This window comes from Acinetobacter sp. LipI_19 (assembly GCF_058242925.1).
Genome location: NZ_JBZAYK010000001.1, coordinates 1,313,572 through 1,331,254, shown reverse-complemented (window position 1 = coordinate 1,331,254; position 17,683 = coordinate 1,313,572). Strand labels below are relative to the sequence as shown.

Genomic DNA, 17,683 nt, shown 5'->3' with positions numbered 1-17,683 from the left:
ACTACCAACGAAATTTATTCCAGTTTTCTGGATTGGCCCAAAACTTAGCGTTAAACCAATCTGGTACATGTTTATAGGTCAAAATATTAAATTGCCAAAGTGCAAAATCATTTTGATGTAATGTTTTATCAATCAGTTGGGTAAAACCAAGCGATCTGAGCAACCGTTCATCTTTTAGCTGACATGCGACAACAATTCGTTTTGCCAGTAAATCACGTAACTTGACCAATAACTGGGATTTCTGTAAATCGGTGATCCCAGACATTTCATCTGTATCTAAAAGTACAAATCCTAAATCATATCGTTGCGTAAAAGGCAGACTTAAAAACTCAGATACGTTAAAATAGGACCATTGAATCGAATAATTTGTTGGGTATTGCGCCAAATTTTGCCCAATACATAATGCAGTTTGAATTGGCTGTTCTTGCGATAAATCGTCTAGCATTGAAGTGATGACATTTTGCTCAGCCATAACTGCACCTTTTTTGAAGCGAGTAATTAAACATGGAACTACAAGGCATTTGTCATAAAATGCATGCAGGTCTTAAAGACCTTAGTGTAACTGATCAACAAACACATAAGGCAAATGTTGAATATAAATTTATATTAGATCGCTCAGAAACCGAGCTACCATTTAGTTTAGGCCAGGAAATCGAGATTGAAGCGACAGGAAATATTTATTGCGTTTCTTGTGGAGCTAAAACACCAAAGTCTTACTCTCAAGGCCACTGCTTTAAATGCATGAAAACCAAGGCATCTTGCGACATGTGTATCATGAAGCCTGAAACTTGTCATTATCATTTAGGTACTTGCCGTGAAGATGATTTTGCTCATGAAGTTTGCTTTCAACCGCATATTGTATATCTAGCAAATTCAAGCGCTTTAAAAGTCGGAATAACTCGTTTAGGTCAAATGCCAACACGCTGGTTAGATCAAGGTGCGACCCAAGCATTACCTATTTTAAAAGTCGGTTCGCGACGTCTTTCTGGTCAGCTTGAAGTCATGTTTGGAACGCAGGTTGCGGACAAAACGGATTGGCGTAAACTGCTTAAAGGTGAAGCTGAACCGATTGATCTAATTGAAATTCGTAATGAATTGATTCAAGAGTTTTCCCCAAAGATTCAAAGTATTCGCAATGAGTTTGCGCAAAATCTTGAGTTTAATGAAACGGTCGAATTGTTAGAAAATGAATTACCCCGTGAATTCATCTACCCTGTCGACATTTATCCTGAAAAAGTTAAATCACACAATTTAGATAAAACCCCAATCATTCGGGGCAAGCTACAAGGAATTAAAGGCCAATACTTGATTATGGATACCGGTGTCATCAATATTCGTAAATATACAGGTTATGAACTTAAAGTTCGGGCGGAATAATTTTTCACACCCAAACCCAGAAATTTATTTATACATACTCCTCTTTATCTTAGATTTAGAGGAGTTTTTATTGGTTAAAGGTTTTCTATATCCAACCTGTCAAAAAACTTAGACAAAAGAATATAATTTCTCCTAATTAATATTTTTAATTAAATCAATTAGATGAAATAAACAAATTGTTTGATTAAAAAAACCGCAATGCCACACCTTTCATTCAAGGTTTAAATACCTTTGCGTAGGCGATACCCCACTAACTTGATGGAAATCACTGGTTTGAATAATTAGATGCTTTGACAATAGGGCGATTAATAAAAATTTCCAGCAACTCGATAAGCAAACGGATATTTGCTTAATCAGTTGTTAGCTTTAAAAATCAAGCTGTTAAAATTGCTAAAATCGCCTGAGCCGGATCTTCACTATTTCCAGCCAAAAGTTGTTTGTGCATGGTGATTAATTGCATCACCTGAATTTGTGCAGTTTCAATATTCATTAATTTTTCAATTTGATTGGCCAAATTTTCTGATGTGGCATCTTGTTGAATAAGCTCTTGAATCACTTTTTTGCCCGCAATAATATTCGGCAATGAATAATACGGAATTTTCACTAAAAATTTAGCAATTACATAAGTTAACCAATTCAACTTATAAAAAGTCACCATTGGACGATGTAACAATAATGCTTCAAGTGTCGCTGTCCCCGATGCCAAAGCCACAATATTGGCAGCATTCATGACCTGACGACCAATTTTTGATTCTTTATCGGTATTTTCCAGTAAATGAATTTTTGCGACTAAGTCACTTGGATAATGCTTTAATAATTCCTGAATTTGCTGTTTGCGTAACTCATTAATTGCAGGAATTAAAAACTGATAATCTGGATATTTTTGATAAAGAATTTTTGCTGCATCCAAAACCAACGGCCCAAGTCGTTCAATCTCACCACGCCGACTTCCTGGTAACAAGGCAATATGCTTTTGACTGATATCTAAACCAAGCTCTTGCTTTGCATCCAAAATTGGATTTTGTAATGGCAATTGACCTGCCAATGGATGTCCAACAAAGGCTGCTGGTACGTCATATCGTTGATAAAAGCCTTTTTCAAAAGGAAATAGACAAAGCACCAAATCTATACTGGCCTTGATGCCATGTACCCGTCCTTGTCGCCAAGCCCATACAGATGGACTGACATATTGCACCGTTTTAATCGGCAAATTTTTCTGTTTTATGCTTTTTGAAAGGCGCAAGTTAAAGTCTGGTGCATCAATACCGACAAAAACATCTACGGGATTGGCAGACCATTTCTCGACCAGACCATCACGTACAGCAAATAATTTTTTTAAATCCTTAAGTACTTCAACAATCCCCATCACAGATAAAATATCCATTGAATAAAAACTGTTAAATCCTTCTGCAATCATTTGAGGACCACCAATCCCTTCAAATTCAGCATCAATACCCTGTTCACGAAAACTACGAATAAGTTTTGCGCCTAAAGTATCCCCTGATACCTCACCTACGACAATTCCAATTTTAAGCTTTCGATTTTGCAAGATATTCTTCCTGATCAGCACTATAAGCGCATCATAGCATATTCATAGGATTTAATCGTGAATACTCAAACTGGATGCTGGCTTGGAAAATGGGGAAATTTATATAACAATTCATCTAATTTTCTATCGTTATTTTATTTTCTATTTATATTTTCAATTGCACGACTATTGTAAGCCCACCTCACCAACAATAAACTAAGCAATAATTATTATCATTTAAGATAAGCAATGCTAAATCCTCTCCCACACAGTTTTAAGTTCTCTATTCTTAGTTTAGCGGTACTCATTGCCCAGCAGAGTTTTGCTGAAGATATTGAAAATCTACCCACAATTTCAGTTCAAGCCACGGCTGATCAAACTGAATTAAGCTCCGAACAATCAAAATCTTATATCGTTAAAAAATCTGCAAGTGCTGCCAAGCTGAATATTCCTGTCAAAGAAACACCACAAACAGTGAATGTTGTTACACGTCAGCAATTAAATGATTTTGCACTCAATAGTGCACGTGAAGCTTTAAGTAATACCCCAGGTATTACTGTCAGCAGTCAAGAAACCGAACGTTCAACCTACACTGCCCGTGGTTTTGAAATATCAAATATTTTAACAGATGGCGTTGGCTTCCCTTCTAGCAGCTACAATTATAATAATACCAATCCTGATACATATTTTTATGATCGTATTGACGTGATTAAAGGTGCAGATGCCTTAACCAATGCTTTTGGTGATCCAAGCGCAACAATCGATTATATCCGTAAGCGTCCTACTCAAGAATTTCAAGCCAATGCTGGGCTAAGTTATGGCTCTTGGAATACCCAACGCTATGAAGCAGATGTTTCAGGTGCATTAAATAAAGAAGGCAGCATCCGCGGACGTTTGATGGGTTATGAGCAAACTGGAGATTCTTATCTAGACCGTTATTCATCTGAGAAAAATGGATTTTCTGGCATCATTGATGCGGATTTAAGTGATAGCACGTTATTAACTGTCGGTTATAGCCAACAACAGAACAAACCTAATGCAAATAATTGGGGTGCTTTACCACTTCTCGGTGCAGATGGGAAACAACTTTCCTATGAGCGTAATTATAATCCCAATCCAGATTGGACATATTGGGATAATAAGTCACAAAATGCTTTTGCTGAGTTAAAGCAAAAAATTAATGACAAGTGGACAGCTAAGCTGAGTTATAACTACACCCAAACCGACCATAACAGTAACTTACTCTATTATTTCGGTTATCCTGATCAAAATGGAGCAGGTGTAGCCCTCACCGCTTGGGGCGGAAAAGAAAGTCTAAAAAGTCATTTTGCCGACTTAAATCTACAAGGCTCATATTCATTATTTGGCCGTGAACACGAAGCGACACTGGGTTATAGTTATCTACAAAATAAACAGTATGATCAACAGACGTCAGGCACAATTAATGACAGCAATATCAATAATAATCAAACCACAGACTGGGCAAGCTGGACACCTCAATCAGTCACTTGGTCAGCATTTAGTGATGCGGCAAACTATACCCAAAAGCTCAATTCTGTATATGCGGCAACACGACTACACTTAAACGATGATTTGAAACTTTTACTCGGTTTAAATTATGTTCAAGCTAAAAGTGAAGGTGAAAGTTACGGTTCATCAATGGCCTATGATGAAAACAAAGTATCTCCTTATGCTGGCATTACCTATAACTTTAGCCCTGAATACACAGGTTATCTAAGCTATACCTCTATTTTCCGCCCACAATCTGGAGTGGGTACTGATAATAAAGCACTCAAACCAGTTGAAGGTGAAAGCTATGAGGCAGGTATTAAAAGTTCATGGCTAGATGACAAACTCACTGGAACTTTGGCGGTGTTTCGAACAGAACAAAGTAATTACCCTTTGCGCAATTCAGATGGAAATATTCTCAATCGAAAAGTTGAAACCAGTGATTTACGCTCTCAAGGGGTAGAAGTTGGTTTGGCTGGGCAATTAACAGATCACTTAAATATTGCATTTGGTTATAGCCAATTTAGCTTAAAAGATTTAAAAAATGGTGGAGAGGCTCGTACTTACAACCCGAACCAAACCATTAATCTTTTAACGACTTATACTATTCCTGCTATACCTAAACTGAAAATTGGTGCAGCTTTACAATGGCAAGAGGCGACTAAGCAGTATGATTCTTCGGTAAAGAATACAATTACCCAAGATGCTTATGCTTTAGTGAATATGATGAGCAGCTATGACTTGAATAAGCATATTTCGCTACAGGCAAATGTAAACAACGTGACAGACAAAAAATATTTATATAGCTTTCCAGATGGTCAGGCTTTTTATGGCCCATCTACAAACTATAGTGTTGCTGTAAAATTTAAATACTAATCTGAACTCGCCTTAATCTTTTTATGATTGAGGCGTTTTCAATTGCAAGAAAGTGATCGTTATGCAGATTGTGCTCTACCCTTTATCAGTGCTCTTTCGTTTTATACTGGCTTTTGGTATGGGCTATCTGTGCAGTTATTTAGTATCCTTAACTTTAATTGACGTGTTTTATCCTTATTTTGCCAAGGCTGAATCTATTTATTTGGCAGCATTTAGCGCACTTATTTTTTACATTTTTTTTGTGATTCTAAGCTTTTGTATTCATTCTTTAAAGAAGCTTACGCTGATCAGCCTAGCTCTGGTCGCTACTTTTTTCCTATTTTCCAAGTTTATAGGTTAACTCATGCATAAATCTGTTCGTCAATCTATGGCATGGTTACACTCTTGGATCGGGCTTACCTTCGGCTGGCTGTTATTTGCAATTTTTTTGACAGGTTCTGCAACATATTATCGCCATGAAATTAGTATGTGGATGCAACCACAATTCGCAAGTATGCAAATCAAACAGGAATCCGCTATACAGTCTGCGTTTGCTTATTTGCAAAAAAATGCCCCAGATGCAAAAAGTTGGTATATCGGCGTTGCAAATCAGAATACCCCTGCAAATAAAATTTATTGGCAAAAAGCCGATGGTGGTTATGAAAGTAAAACTTTAGATGCCAATACAGGTAAAGAATTGAGTCTTTCTGCCACACAAGGCGGTGATTTCTTCTATGGGTTTCATTATCAGCTTTATGGAATGCCTTACTCGATTGGTCGTTTGATTGTCACCTTTGCAGCGTTAATTATGTTTATAGCCTTGATTTCAGGCATTATTACCCATAAAAAGATATTTACAGATTTCTTTACCTTAAGAGTATTTAAAGGTCAGCGTTCATATTTAGATTTTCATAATGTAAGTTCGGTAATAGCATTGCCCTTTTTCTTAACCATTACATTTACCGGCTTAGCGATCTTTTTCTATCTGCTTTTCCCCGCAGGGATGAAAAAAGCCTATCCAGATAATCCATATCAGTATTTTGATGAAATTCGTCATGTTTCAACTGCAAACAAGGCTCAACACGCACAGCCGAAGAATATGTTATCTATTCAACATTTCCTGCAACAAACCCAACAGCAATGGGGAAAAACTAATATTGATAACATTACCGTAGATCAACCCAATACACAGCTTGCTAAGCTCACGATTACTGCCTTAGAAGATCATTCGATTACTCGTAATCAAGCACAACTTAGCTTTAATGGCGCTACAGGTGGTTTAATTGGGAATACCCGTAATAACAGTGCAATTGCAACATTAAATGCCAGTATGTACGGACTGCATATGGCGAATTTTGCCCAACCTTTATTGCGTTTAGGCTTATTTTTCTCTGGCCTCTTAGGTTGTGCAATGATTGCCTCTGGCTTATTGCTCTGGAGTTTAAAACGACAATTACAAAAGAAAAATGATGATTTTCACGTTGGGCATTATCTGGTAAACCGACTCAATACCACGATGATTATTGGTTTACCCATTGCGATGTTGGGTTATTTGTATGCCAATCGTTTTGTACAACTTCAATCAGATACACCGAATTATGAAGTCTATACATTTTTTACTTTGTGGTTATTCAGTTTTATTATTGCGCTCTGCACAAAACAACAATATCTCTGGAAAACTCAGCTCAAGCTGCTAATTGCCATGACATTAGCCTTGCCTATTTTAAATGTCTATTATCTGATTTCTAATCAATATATTCATTCATTACAGGACTATTGGTTATTTTTACGTGTGGACTTAATGATCTGGTTATTTGCCATTTTAGCGATTTTTTTACATCAAAGAATCACACCGATTCAAAACAAAGCTGTGGCGAAGATCAAGAAAAAGCTAGAACAAAAACAATCACAGGAATCTGTATCATGATATTGGCATTTGCATTTCTCCTGATCCTGATTGCCAGTTATAGCTTATATTTGATCAGTTCAAAGCAGATCACCAAGACTCAGAAAAGTAAATTGTCTGTTTTAGCGCAACATGTGAAACTGGTAAAAGTTATCGCGTTTGCGTTGATCATCTCGGCTTTATTTTTATTCAGTGTAAATTATGGCAATAGCATCTCTTTTGTGGCCTTATGTATACTGAGTAGCCCAATACTGTTTGGATTGATACTCTTTGTAAATGACTTAAAACCCAAAATTAAAAAGTAGACATCTAGCGTTTTAATACTGCTAGCTAAGTTTGATTAGTTTTTTAGGATGCTCAATGGCTAAGCTATAATTCATTGGGCAATCCTGATTAAACCGATAAATTTTTTTAACAAGGTTTAGGCGCAATATAAATCGTTTTTATTCGATATAAATAACTGGTGTATTTCCACGAAAAATACACAATCTACATTACACCGCTATTCTCCCAATTTCTGCAGAATTTGTCTTAAAATAATTTAAGCTGTTCAGGTTGTAACTGCATTTCAATATTTTACAATTTAATCAATCTATAAAATTTCCCCGAGGATTTTATGTTGCTGCAATGGTTTGATTCAATTTTAATTTACAATCAATGATTTAAAAAATTTAAACAAATCTTAGTGCAATAAATAGCGTAAAATTATTTTTATTTATTTCAATTTTTTGATGATATTGAAAATAATTATATTTTAACAATGAATGAAGCCGTGAGTGTACTCAAACTATGAAATTCCCTTTCTTAGAAATTCTGCACTCAGCTTAAATCGAAGTAGATTTTTAAAAATTAAAATAGACAGAATTAATTGATTTAAGAGCTTTTCATCATCTGTCTGTGCCTCCTTACTAACCCTAAAAGTATCTTTCTCTCAAGTATTTCATCTTCAGTAAATGACAATGAATCAACCAATAACTCTATAGGCAATGAACTATTTTCAATTAAAAAACAGTCTTGATCTGTAGACCATTCAGGAAGTATTGTAACTTTTTTACGCTTGCGCCTTTGATGCATATAAACACCTTACTTTAAAAACTATGAATTTACTTGCTCATCAACCCAAGATAAGAATTTGTATTTATTACTTATTTCAGGTGCACTCATTATTAAAATATTTTTTTTATTTCCAAACTTACCGGATACTTTATTAGAATTATTAAATTTAAAGTCAGTTTCATCTCCTTCATTTAAAGCTTTGAAATATGCAACAATTTTCTCGGACTTGGTCTTACTCTTGAAGTCCGGTGTCAAAAGTAAAAAATTATAGATCTGCTCTAAAACACACATATAGTTACTACTTTTCATAAAAACCTTAATTATAGATTATTAATGAGATAATTTACTGTAAAGAAATTAGCCAACTATAGAACAAATATATTCGATAGTTGGCTATATAAAATACTATGATTTTCCACGAGATATAAAACCAATAATTGCTAAAATAACAGCTACAACTAGTAGAATTACAGCAAAATCTTTCGATAGACCAGCAACTCCACCAAAACCTAATAAACTAGCAATTAATGCTATAACTGCAAAAATTATCGCCCAACGAAACATACATTATTACTCCTAAAATATTTAATTTTTTTTGATTTAAATAAAATTTATCTAAATCAATCTATATAAAAACCTATTCTTTATATAGCTTATCAGAAATAAAAAACCTATTTATTTCTTGATTCTTTAGTTTTGGCATAACAATCTTAATTAAAAAAAGAACTGAACAGGAAATAAGAAGCATTCCTATAACTTCAATTGAATAACTAATCATGAATAATAGACTATAAAAGCCAAAGAAAAATAAAAGACTTAAAAATACTTTTTTTAGATATAAGGTCATAATAAGACCATATAACATTGCCGAAAAGAATACATTAAACTTTTTATGTATTCCTAACTTGTCAAAAATTATGATTATTAAACATATAATTAAAACTGAGATAATAAATATAAAAAAATTTTTTAAAATTAACATTTCATTTCCTCTACTTTAGATTTAATAAAATGCTTCCCCCTTAGTAGAGCAACTAAGGGGGAAGACTACCCCAATACACCATCTATTATTATGCTCATTAATTTTATAACTTCTTATTCTAATTTAAGTGTAAGCGACCACATCTTAAACTAATATTCAGTTGTATATTAATAATAATGAACACGTATGGTGTATGAACGCAGTATATATAAATCAAAAATTCAGGCTGTAATCTCTGGCTTACATGATTGTGAGAAATTTCGTACATTTGTTTATTTTTTAACCTATTAATATTTAAAAAATTAGAATTATTTCATTTATTTTCATAAAGTTAATTTTAATAAACTATCACTTCAACACAATATATTAACAATTAACTTAAGTAAAAGTAAAAAAAGTTTACATTACATTTTTTTTTGATCGTTTTTATTTTAAATTGGCTTCAATCCTAACTATGTTGTAAACTTTTAAAGTTACTATTCTTTCTATGTGGAAACATAAAGTTTACTAATAAAATTAAATAGTTATCACACACCATCAGTAACAAATCAAACTGGATGAATTCATAATGGAATTTGTAAGGGTTTTATACGCTAGTAAAGCGACACAAGCGCACCCTGAACTTAAATCTGATCTAATTGATATTCTTAACACTGCTGTTGATTTTAATTCTCGTCATGAGATTACAGGAGTTCTTTACTATGGACATGGATATTTTGTCCAATGTCTTGAAGGTAGCAAGAGTAAAGTTAATGATCTTTTTTATAACCGCATTTTAAAAGATCCACGTCATCAAAATTGTGAAATTCTCTATCATGAGAAATGCGATGTTGGATTATTCAAACATTGGAATATGAAATTTGCACCTGTTAACAAAAGATTAGGTGACTTTTTTCAAGAACACCATCTTGATGATTTTAACCCATTTCTTCTTTCAAGTAACACTATTCCTTCATTCATAGACCTTTTAGCTTCGGAGTATGCTCATGAACCATATAATTTTGAAATCGATGAGTAATTCATTAGTCTATTTTGAAAACGTTAATATAGATGATAAATCATGATTCGTTTGTGCTACGCAAGTACAAGAAATGAATCAACTAATGACCTCATAGAAGATTTAAATGATATTTTGAATACTGCTCGAGATTTTAATTCGAAAAACAATGTTTTTGGTGTGCTTTACTATGCTAATAACTTTTTTTTCCAGTGTCTTGAAGGTGAAAGATCAACTGTACTAGAGCTATTCCATAACATTAGAAATGACGCTAGGCATAAAGATATTATTGAATTCAAAAATGTAGAAATTGACCAAATTAGTTTTAAAAACTGGTCAATGAAATATGTTCAAAAGTGCTCAAAAGCAGAGATCTTCTTTAATCGTTTAGGTTACGACTCGTTCACTCCTACTGCTTTAACCGAAGACAATTTAGATGCCTTCTTAAATGAACTCTTAAATGAAAAGCAGACTCGGCTTCGAAAGCGAGTTGGTTTAAACCAACGTGGAATATCTAATTTTCTTTAATAAAAAAAGACGAACGTAAGTTCGTCTTTTTTACAAAAATTTATAGCTTAACAGAATGACTTGTTCCAAGCTGCTCTGTTTCACGTGATATTGACGCTTTTGCTACTTTGAAAAGAGTTACAAATTTTCCTGCACCTTTCCAGTATTGTGCACCATTACATATTACACGTACTAATTGAATATTTGGATCCGACTTTCCTTGTTCAAAAAAAGTTCCATACGAAGCGGAGGACCACAATTGATCAAGCACCTCTTAATCTTGGACACATTCTGCAATTCCATTAATTGAGACATAATCATTTTTTAAATTTTCCAATTTTAACATTCTCATGTAAATTGAAATACCAATATCTCCTCAATATAAAAATTTAAATAGTTTCTTAGTGTTAATTAAATATTTTAATTATATGATAAAAAATTATTATTCATGAATAATTTATTTTTTTGTTATCATTGATGCTTACAACTTTGAACTGGTAATCTTTATGAGTAATATTTTGATTTACCACAGCACGGTCTAATTGATCCCACAATTCAAAGTGAAAAAAATCAGAAGTTTCAGAGTAAATCCAAAACCATAAAATAGACCTATCCTTTTTTATAGGGTCATAAGTGGTATCTTTAACTTTTACCAATTTATGTAAATGAAAATTTTCATCTTGAAGTACTATTTCTTGAATATCCAATAGAAGATTTCCGTCGATCTTAATTGATTAGGAATATAACCTATTTTTAATTTTTTTTTAAATATGGTTTCAGATAAAATATGTAAACTAATTTTTCTTAATTTTGTTCAATGTACTGATATTAAACATCAATTAACTCTTATGAAATTATTTTATCCAGTTAATTTTTATATATTAAATAACTAACCAATAAATTATTGTAATACAATTAAAAACGAAATTTAAAATTTATAATAAATTGATTAACTCATGTGCTCAAACTATCAAACTCCAAAAATAACAGCATTTGTTCAATTAGGAATCGAACTCAATGCAATGGATTATCCTTTAAAGTCACACGTTTATCCGTTATACCCTGCTCCAATTATTATGAAAGAGTTTAACCTAGATTTATGAAGATTTGCACTAATTCCAAAATGGGCTGAGGATACAAAGTTAGGGACACACCTATAATACTTGAACTGAAACTATAGTTGAGAAGCCTAACTTTCGACATGCTTGACTTATAGCAAGTTTTACTTTGTGCCGGTTCAAGAATTTGATGATCTCAAGTGCATCGATGGTAAAAGCCATTTGTACAGAATTCACCGTAAGAACGACTACCATTCGCTGTTGCAGAAACTCACGATGATTAGTTAATTAAAAAATAATAATATTTTTTCAATGATTACAATCAATTCTGACAATCATCCTTTCATGAAGCAATTTTATGCGCCTACCGATGAAAAAAGATCAATCATAGTCATATCAAGAGAATATCGAAAAGACTGCTTGAATATTGATAAAGAAAATGCACACGAAAATTTCTTTGAAATGCGTGATGATTTTCCGCTTTCCCTCGTGAACACTCATCTGAAGTAGCCAAACAAAGTGACCTTTTTTAAATTAAGACTGTTTATCCACATAGTTTAAATTTGAAATTAAAAACTATTACATTTAATATCTTGAATACGTAACTTATTCAAGTGGTATTTTTTATGAATATTGAATTAAATTCAAAATTATCGAAAGCTAAACTTCAAAAGCTTAAAGATGCAAGTCTAGATCACTTGAAAAGCTCTAAAGTTATTGATATCAGAGCACATTCATCTAAATTAAAATGTCCATCTGACCTATCTAGAATATCGTCATTTCAGGCAATCACTAAGTATTCTATTCCATTAGTTTTAAATAAAATTACTGCAGATTCCTCCTCAGTATTTGAGAATTATATAGACAAAACTGTTGACATGGATGATCTGCTTATTTCAAATAAGGAAGCTACATTCATTGTTCAAGTTGAGTCGTATTCGATGAAAGACATTGGAATTGATATCACTGACTATTTGATTATCGATAGAAGTATTCGATCACAGCACCAAGATATTGTTATCGCATTCATTGACAATGATTTCACTGTGAAAAGAATGATGATTACACAACGGATGTCACATGATGAATTGTTTAATATTTTTCATAATGAAAATGATCTTAGAAATTTGCCTGCAGTGTGGCTCAAACCTGAGAATATTGAGTACAAACCAATCCTCCCCCGCAATGAACAAGAATTAGTAATTTGGGGTGTTGTCACCAAAATTATTAAGAACTTTAAATGATACATGAAGAAAAGATATTTGTTCTTATTGATATCAATAATTGCTATGTCTGGTCTGAGCGTTTCTTTAACCCGAAGCTAAATAATGTCTTGGTGATAGTTTTATTAAATAACAATGGTTGCGCAGTAGCTCGAAGTAACTAAGTCAAGGCTATGGGGATTAAAATGAGCCTCCATTTTTTCAAATCAAAGATGCTGTCCAGAAAAATTGTTTTCAAGTTCCTTCAAGTAACTATGCGATATATGCTGAGATGTCACGTCGATTTCATTCATTTTTTGCCAGTTATTTCGCACCACCCGAACTCGAGATTTATTGAATTGATGAGTGTTTTCTAGATCTATCAAGTTTTAAGCATAATTATAATCTTGGTGATTGATTATCGCCAAGGAATGCACGAACGTATTCAACAATGAAGCGGATTGCCTGTCTCAGTATGAATTGGTTCCAACAAAACAGAAGCAAATATCGCTAATCAGAAAGCAAAAAAGGGAAAGCGATTTAATGGAGATTATGATTTAGCAAGCATGGCACAGAAACATCCTGATTACTTGTGTTTGTTTATAGAAGTAGGTGAAAGTATAAAATGTTGTTATAAAACAAATGCTTGAAAAAATAGCCCTTACATTGAAGGACTACTTTTTCGAGCATCTGTTAACGTGTTACTCTTTCCCAAGCATCTTTAACTGCATGTTTTGCTTCTTCCCATTTTAAACGAGACTCTCTTTTAGTCTTTTCCCATTGAAGCTTAAGATCAGCTTCAACTTCTTCAAATTTTGTTTCATAAGGATAATTGCTTCTAGAAGTGTACCCTAGTTGATAGGCATCACGATAATCACGATCGTAATCTACATTATCATATAAGTTAACCGTGTCTTTAAAGTAAGGCCGCGTATTATAAGTCTCACGCCAATAAACATCCTCATCTGTTGGATTTACAGCTTCAGAAATACTTTTCCCTGCTAATCCTCCAACAACTGCTCCTACTACTCCCCCGACTGCAGCACCTACAGGTCCGCCAACGGCTCCAATAGCTACACCACTTGCTGCGCCACCTGCTGCACCAACACCTGTGCCAATTGGGTGAGCTCCTGGCTCACCTGAAATAGGGTCAGCATTTAGTTGCTTACGTTGTTCTTTACTCATATTTTGAACAACTTCATTATCTATATTAGAATTTGACATATTTAATCCTCTATTTGATAAAAATTATTAATCCAGATACTCAGTCAACGATAATCATCCTAGATTAATTATTTTCATTCAATATTACTATTTGTTATAGTTTGAAGAACAGTTTGTATAAAACAGAATTAAGTAAATTAAAATAAAACATGTTCAAAACCACAGCACTGTTGAATATTATCGCTTTTAAAACTTCTTAAATAAAAAACATTAAATTACAATATAAAACACTAAAACCTCACTTTGATAAATTAAAAATAAATAATTATAAAACATAAAGTTAAAATAAAATATCTCAACAACATCATTAAAATCAAAGCGAATAATCATATACTTCTCAATAAAGTTTTTAAATTATAATTGCATCACAAAAAATAAAGGAACCAAACATAATATATCAAAGCAAGTGAGAAAAAAATCACATTACCATTAGTTTTATATCTGTTTACAAATATAATTTTTTAAATTAAATAACTCTTTAAACCTTACATTCTTAACTCAATAAAACTTAAAGCTTAAAAATACTTACATCATTATCTTTTTTTAAGTTTTAGACTGGTATCTCAACTTGAACAATAAATAGGCAAACATTATGAGTAACGTTAATGCTAACGATATTAAAGAACATGCTTCAGTAATTGCTTCATGTGGTACACAGATCGGTAAAGTCGATCATCTTGAGGGAAAAGATTCCATTAAATTGACACGAAGTGATGATGAACATAATGAACATCACCTGATTCCATTAAGTTGGGTGAGTGAAATTAAAGATGGAAATGTAATTTTGAATAAAAATTCAGAAGAAGTAAGAAATCAGTGGCAAACATTGTAGGCTTTACCTAAATTAATTTGCTATTTCAAAAATGCCAATCAATTTGATTGGCATTTTTATCATCATTATATTACCGATTTTATAAGTAGAAATTATCAAATTTAACATAATTGGTCCCATATTAATTAGTCCTCGCTCCGAAGGCCATGCTTCCTTTAATGCTTCGGCATCAACTGCTCTTGCCACTTCTCGATAATTACAGATGGACTTTTCCAATAAGTCACCACTTGTATTGGTGTGTTCAGTGCTAGTGCCTATTTGCCGTGCTGCACAAAGATTGAAATGTTCAAAAGTCCCTAAGCAACTTAAATTTGAGAATCACCTCGGGTTTCGGTTTGCCTAATTTGGTGAATCTATATAACCACAACATACATGCATCTATTTCATTCACCTGGCTTTCAAAACTCGTTGCGCTTAGTTTATTTCCTAATGTTTGATGCAATGTAATTTGTTTCAATTACAATTTCCATTTACTGTGTTTAAGATTGAAAAGTAAACATACACATTTATGGTTCACATAAAACTGAATTAGCTAAAAACCTAAATGATGACTATCAAACTAAAGCATTTAGAACCATGTTAGCCTTCATCAATAATGACTAACAACTTACTAAACTCTAAAGGCTAAAATCGTTTTTCAACTGAAATATATCTTTGTAATGTTTACCAAGAGGAATTTAGGCATACTCTTTGTATTTGAAGAATTGTCAGGCTAGTCTCAGTTGACCACATGCCTCATGTCTGAAATCATGAATTTTTTAATCTTCAATTTCCAATATTCTACTTGCATTTTTAAAGTTAGATGCGATAGTTCGAAGTATGATTGTTAATTCATCACCAAAAGCATATTTTAGTATTCTTACTCGAACATCTGGATACATAAACATATTTATCAATACTCTTATCTCGATTCTAGTTTATCAAATCATAATGACCATTAAATATATTAGGATTAAGTTTAATCGCTTTTTCACAATCTTCGATCTATTTTTCTGCTATTTTACGAGAGATGAATCTTTTACTTTCAATGAAAGCTGGGAGTCTTTTCTGTTAATTCTAATTTCAGCCATCAGTAAGGCTTCTTTGTCTAATTGAACCCATAATTTTACGCCATTTCTGCTTTATTAATTATGGCGTAAATATTAACAAAATAAACTTATTATCCGCTTTAATTAAATTAAATTAAATTAAATTAAATTTATCTTAAAAACAATAACTTAAAAAAACTAAACATCATTGTATTGTTTTACTCACTCCTTAAAACTTAAATTATGTAATATCAAGTAATGGGCTTGGTGATATTTCATTTATTACGAAAGCTACCATAGTAATTTCCGCAATGGTTGGTCCATATGCACAACAGGTTTCAATAAAATAAACTTCTGCTGTAAGAGTTCGATATTAGATTAATCTAATAAATTATTGATGAAAAATGTTATATATAGGAAACAATTGAAAATTTCAAGAAAGTGTAGCGCATTATAGAGAAAGAAAAATTGTATATCCGTAATATAAACACAATCCAATTTAAAACATTTAAGCATTCCACTTACATAAATTTATCCTTACATATTAAATAAATTCAAACATAATTAAACAAAGACCTATTAATTTCGATAAAATACAATTGATCTTTTTTTAAAAAATAAACTTTTCCTTCTCTGAAACTGACTTCTAAAACCTCATAATTTAAAACACCACTTAGTGATTGTATTTCTATCACACAATCTTTGAGTTTAATTTCATTAACATTATTAGACTTCACTGTCCTATAATATAAAATTTTAACAATTGTTGTTTTTTTAGGATTTTTTTTATTTTGGGCTATTGCTAATCTACTTATTTTTAAATTTTCAGTAACTTTCATTTAATTTTCCTTTATTTTTATTGCATTACATGACTGAGATATCAATCTTTGAATTACCGTTCGACTTACTTCATATTGTTTTGCTATAGAATAAACACTCTGACCTTTTTTAAACTTCTTTATAATTTCAGATTTCTGTTTCGAATCTAAAATCTCAGGCCTTCCGATTACTTTCTCTTTATTACTTTTATTATTTTTATTACTTTTTTTAGACTTTTTAAGATTTTCTTCAAACTCACAACTCATTTTAATAAAATGAATAAATATTTTTTTCATATCTCCAGTAATTTCATTTTTTGAAAATCTTAAACATATTAATCTTATTCTTTTTTTAAAAATCAAGCCTAAACTAAAATCAATTTCATTAAAATCACTACCCAAGGAATCTAAATCATTAATAAACAGCATATCTCCACTCTCCATAGAGTGATTAATTAAATTTATAAATTTGTCTCTATATTTAACTGGTATATCAATTTTAACCTGTTCATAAACCACCCTACTTTTAGGTATTTCATAACTAATATTTGATGATAAATATACATCACAATCATTAATCACTTTAAGATCATCGATTCGATAATACGCATAGACTCGCACTTAACATTCCATAATACTATAAGTTGAAACAATAAAATTATATTCTTAATTTCTATTTATCAATACCCATTTACGACAAAATGCATATTAAAAAAATAAATAACACATTTAAATTTCAATTATTTAACTGTAATAAAAATGTAATATTAATAAAATTAAAAATAATTCAATACAATATTTTAA

The 17,683-nt window shown here is 32.0% G+C and carries 19 protein-coding genes and 1 pseudogene; 10 read left to right on the top strand and 10 right to left on the bottom strand.

Annotated elements, in window-relative coordinates; translation table 11 throughout:
- Window position 1 precedes the first annotated feature (1 nt).
- Window positions 2–472: a DUF6231 family protein gene (locus tag AC4CVF_RS06435; RefSeq protein WP_336950796.1), complete on the bottom strand. Its 471-nt coding sequence runs from the start codon at window positions 470–472 to the stop codon at window positions 2–4.
- Between the two features lie 32 nt (window positions 473–504).
- Here AC4CVF_RS06435 and AC4CVF_RS06430 point away from each other — a divergent pair, with 32 nt between their 5' ends.
- Entirely contained in the window at window positions 505–1,377 is an 873-nt protein-coding gene (locus tag AC4CVF_RS06430; protein WP_336950795.1) for a DUF2797 domain-containing protein, read from the top strand.
- 373 nt (window positions 1,378–1,750) lie between these two features.
- On the opposite strand, the gene lpxB is transcribed toward AC4CVF_RS06430, so the two are convergent.
- Complete coding sequence (gene lpxB, locus AC4CVF_RS06425; RefSeq protein ID WP_336950794.1) at window positions 1,751–2,926, bottom strand: lipid-A-disaccharide synthase; 1,176 nt, start codon at window positions 2,924–2,926, stop codon at window positions 1,751–1,753.
- Window positions 2,927–3,154: 228 nt separating this feature from the next.
- Here lpxB and AC4CVF_RS06420 point away from each other — a divergent pair, with 228 nt between their 5' ends.
- The 4 genes from AC4CVF_RS06420 to AC4CVF_RS06405 all read left to right on the top strand — a co-directional run bounded on the left by AC4CVF_RS06420 (window position 3,155) and on the right by AC4CVF_RS06405 (window position 7,480).
- Window positions 3,155–5,290 carry a TonB-dependent siderophore receptor gene (locus AC4CVF_RS06420; RefSeq protein WP_490789102.1) on the top strand — a complete coding sequence of 712 codons (2,136 nt, stop codon included), beginning with the start codon at window positions 3,155–3,157 and terminating at the stop codon, window positions 5,288–5,290.
- Between the two features lie 61 nt (window positions 5,291–5,351).
- Entirely contained in the window at window positions 5,352–5,630 is a 279-nt protein-coding gene (locus AC4CVF_RS06415; protein WP_419327333.1) for a hypothetical protein, read from the top strand.
- Window positions 5,631–5,633: 3 nt separating this feature from the next.
- Complete coding sequence (locus AC4CVF_RS06410; RefSeq protein ID WP_419820325.1) at window positions 5,634–7,196, top strand: PepSY-associated TM helix domain-containing protein; 1,563 nt, start codon at window positions 5,634–5,636, stop codon at window positions 7,194–7,196.
- Complete coding sequence (locus AC4CVF_RS06405; RefSeq protein WP_336950790.1) at window positions 7,193–7,480, top strand: hypothetical protein; 288 nt, start codon at window positions 7,193–7,195, stop codon at window positions 7,478–7,480. The genes AC4CVF_RS06410 and AC4CVF_RS06405 overlap by 4 nt, the downstream gene beginning before the upstream one ends.
- Window positions 7,481–8,270: 790 nt before the next feature.
- Here AC4CVF_RS06405 and AC4CVF_RS06400 read toward each other — a convergent pair.
- The gene (locus tag AC4CVF_RS06400) at window positions 8,271–8,540 is read right to left on the bottom strand and encodes a hypothetical protein (RefSeq protein ID WP_336950788.1); all 270 of its coding nucleotides are present in this window, start codon (window positions 8,538–8,540) and stop codon (window positions 8,271–8,273) included.
- A gap of 96 nt (window positions 8,541–8,636) precedes the next feature.
- Entirely contained in the window at window positions 8,637–8,795 is a 159-nt protein-coding gene (locus tag AC4CVF_RS06395; RefSeq protein ID WP_336950787.1) for a DUF1328 domain-containing protein, read from the bottom strand.
- Window positions 8,796–9,781: 986 nt separating this feature from the next.
- Between AC4CVF_RS06395 and AC4CVF_RS06390 the strand changes: the two genes are divergently transcribed.
- The gene (locus tag AC4CVF_RS06390) at window positions 9,782–10,231 is read left to right on the top strand and encodes a BLUF domain-containing protein (RefSeq protein WP_336950785.1); all 450 of its coding nucleotides are present in this window, start codon (window positions 9,782–9,784) and stop codon (window positions 10,229–10,231) included.
- 39 nt (window positions 10,232–10,270) lie between these two features.
- Complete coding sequence (locus AC4CVF_RS06385; protein ID WP_490789914.1) at window positions 10,271–10,738, top strand: BLUF domain-containing protein; 468 nt, start codon at window positions 10,271–10,273, stop codon at window positions 10,736–10,738.
- Window positions 10,739–10,778: 40 nt separating this feature from the next.
- On the opposite strand, the gene AC4CVF_RS06380 is transcribed toward AC4CVF_RS06385, so the two are convergent.
- Window positions 10,779–10,988 (bottom strand): pyridoxamine 5'-phosphate oxidase family protein, encoded by a 210-nt coding sequence (locus AC4CVF_RS06380; protein ID WP_336950784.1) that lies wholly within the window; start codon window positions 10,986–10,988, stop codon window positions 10,779–10,781.
- A 175-nt stretch (window positions 10,989–11,163) separates the two neighbouring features.
- Window positions 11,164–11,424 (bottom strand): hypothetical protein, encoded by a 261-nt coding sequence (locus tag AC4CVF_RS06375; RefSeq protein ID WP_336950783.1) that lies wholly within the window; start codon window positions 11,422–11,424, stop codon window positions 11,164–11,166.
- 249 nt (window positions 11,425–11,673) lie between these two features.
- On the opposite strand from AC4CVF_RS06375, the pseudogene AC4CVF_RS06370 reads away from it, so the two are divergent.
- Both AC4CVF_RS06370 and AC4CVF_RS06365 read left to right on the top strand, forming a co-directional pair.
- Window positions 11,674–12,308: pseudogene (locus AC4CVF_RS06370) on the top strand (SOS response-associated peptidase family protein).
- Window positions 12,309–12,401: 93 nt separating this feature from the next.
- A complete protein-coding gene (locus AC4CVF_RS06365) occupies window positions 12,402–13,019 on the top strand; it encodes a LexA family protein (RefSeq protein ID WP_490789101.1) in 618 nt (205 codons plus the stop codon).
- Window positions 13,020–13,670: 651 nt separating this feature from the next.
- On the opposite strand, the gene AC4CVF_RS06360 is transcribed toward AC4CVF_RS06365, so the two are convergent.
- The gene (locus AC4CVF_RS06360) at window positions 13,671–14,201 is read right to left on the bottom strand and encodes a hypothetical protein (protein WP_336950781.1); all 531 of its coding nucleotides are present in this window, start codon (window positions 14,199–14,201) and stop codon (window positions 13,671–13,673) included.
- A 592-nt stretch (window positions 14,202–14,793) separates the two neighbouring features.
- Here AC4CVF_RS06360 and AC4CVF_RS06355 point away from each other — a divergent pair.
- Window positions 14,794–15,033: a DUF2171 domain-containing protein gene (locus AC4CVF_RS06355; protein WP_336950780.1), complete on the top strand. Its 240-nt coding sequence runs from the start codon at window positions 14,794–14,796 to the stop codon at window positions 15,031–15,033.
- Between the two features lie 12 nt (window positions 15,034–15,045).
- Here AC4CVF_RS06355 and AC4CVF_RS06350 read toward each other — a convergent pair whose 3' ends face one another.
- From AC4CVF_RS06350 to AC4CVF_RS06340, 3 genes are all read right to left on the bottom strand, one after another.
- Entirely contained in the window at window positions 15,046–15,249 is a 204-nt protein-coding gene (locus tag AC4CVF_RS06350) for a hypothetical protein (RefSeq protein WP_490789100.1), read from the bottom strand.
- A 1,366-nt stretch (window positions 15,250–16,615) separates the two neighbouring features.
- Complete coding sequence (locus tag AC4CVF_RS06345) at window positions 16,616–16,900, bottom strand: hypothetical protein (RefSeq protein WP_490789099.1); 285 nt, start codon at window positions 16,898–16,900, stop codon at window positions 16,616–16,618.
- Window positions 16,901–17,500, bottom strand: a complete 600-nt coding sequence (locus tag AC4CVF_RS06340; RefSeq protein WP_490789098.1) for a resolvase — start codon at window positions 17,498–17,500, stop codon at window positions 16,901–16,903.
- Window positions 17,501–17,683 lie beyond the last annotated feature (183 nt).

Excerpts from the sequence above, each read along its gene's own strand:
- AC4CVF_RS06360 (WP_336950781.1), bottom strand. The coding sequence starts at position 14,201 with ATGTCAAATTCTAATATAGATAATGAAGTTGTTCAAAATATGAGTAAA.
- AC4CVF_RS06400 (WP_336950788.1), bottom strand. The coding sequence starts at position 8,540 with ATGAAAAGTAGTAACTATATGTGTGTTTTAGAGCAGATCTATAATTTT.
- AC4CVF_RS06405 (WP_336950790.1), top strand. The coding sequence starts at position 7,193 with ATGATATTGGCATTTGCATTTCTCCTGATCCTGATTGCCAGTTATAGC.
- AC4CVF_RS06435 (WP_336950796.1), bottom strand. The coding sequence starts at position 472 with ATGGCTGAGCAAAATGTCATCACTTCAATGCTAGACGATTTATCGCAA.
- AC4CVF_RS06420 (WP_490789102.1), top strand. The coding sequence starts at position 3,155 with ATGCTAAATCCTCTCCCACACAGTTTTAAGTTCTCTATTCTTAGTTTA.
- AC4CVF_RS06365 (WP_490789101.1), top strand. The coding sequence starts at position 12,402 with ATGAATATTGAATTAAATTCAAAATTATCGAAAGCTAAACTTCAAAAG.
- AC4CVF_RS06390 (WP_336950785.1), top strand. The coding sequence starts at position 9,782 with ATGGAATTTGTAAGGGTTTTATACGCTAGTAAAGCGACACAAGCGCAC.
- AC4CVF_RS06355 (WP_336950780.1), top strand. The coding sequence starts at position 14,794 with ATGAGTAACGTTAATGCTAACGATATTAAAGAACATGCTTCAGTAATT.
- AC4CVF_RS06345 (WP_490789099.1), bottom strand. The coding sequence starts at position 16,900 with ATGAAAGTTACTGAAAATTTAAAAATAAGTAGATTAGCAATAGCCCAA.
- AC4CVF_RS06395 (WP_336950787.1), bottom strand. The coding sequence starts at position 8,795 with ATGTTTCGTTGGGCGATAATTTTTGCAGTTATAGCATTAATTGCTAGT.
- AC4CVF_RS06415 (WP_419327333.1), top strand. The coding sequence starts at position 5,352 with ATGCAGATTGTGCTCTACCCTTTATCAGTGCTCTTTCGTTTTATACTG.
- AC4CVF_RS06430 (WP_336950795.1), top strand. The coding sequence starts at position 505 with ATGGAACTACAAGGCATTTGTCATAAAATGCATGCAGGTCTTAAAGAC.
- AC4CVF_RS06410 (WP_419820325.1), top strand. The coding sequence starts at position 5,634 with ATGCATAAATCTGTTCGTCAATCTATGGCATGGTTACACTCTTGGATC.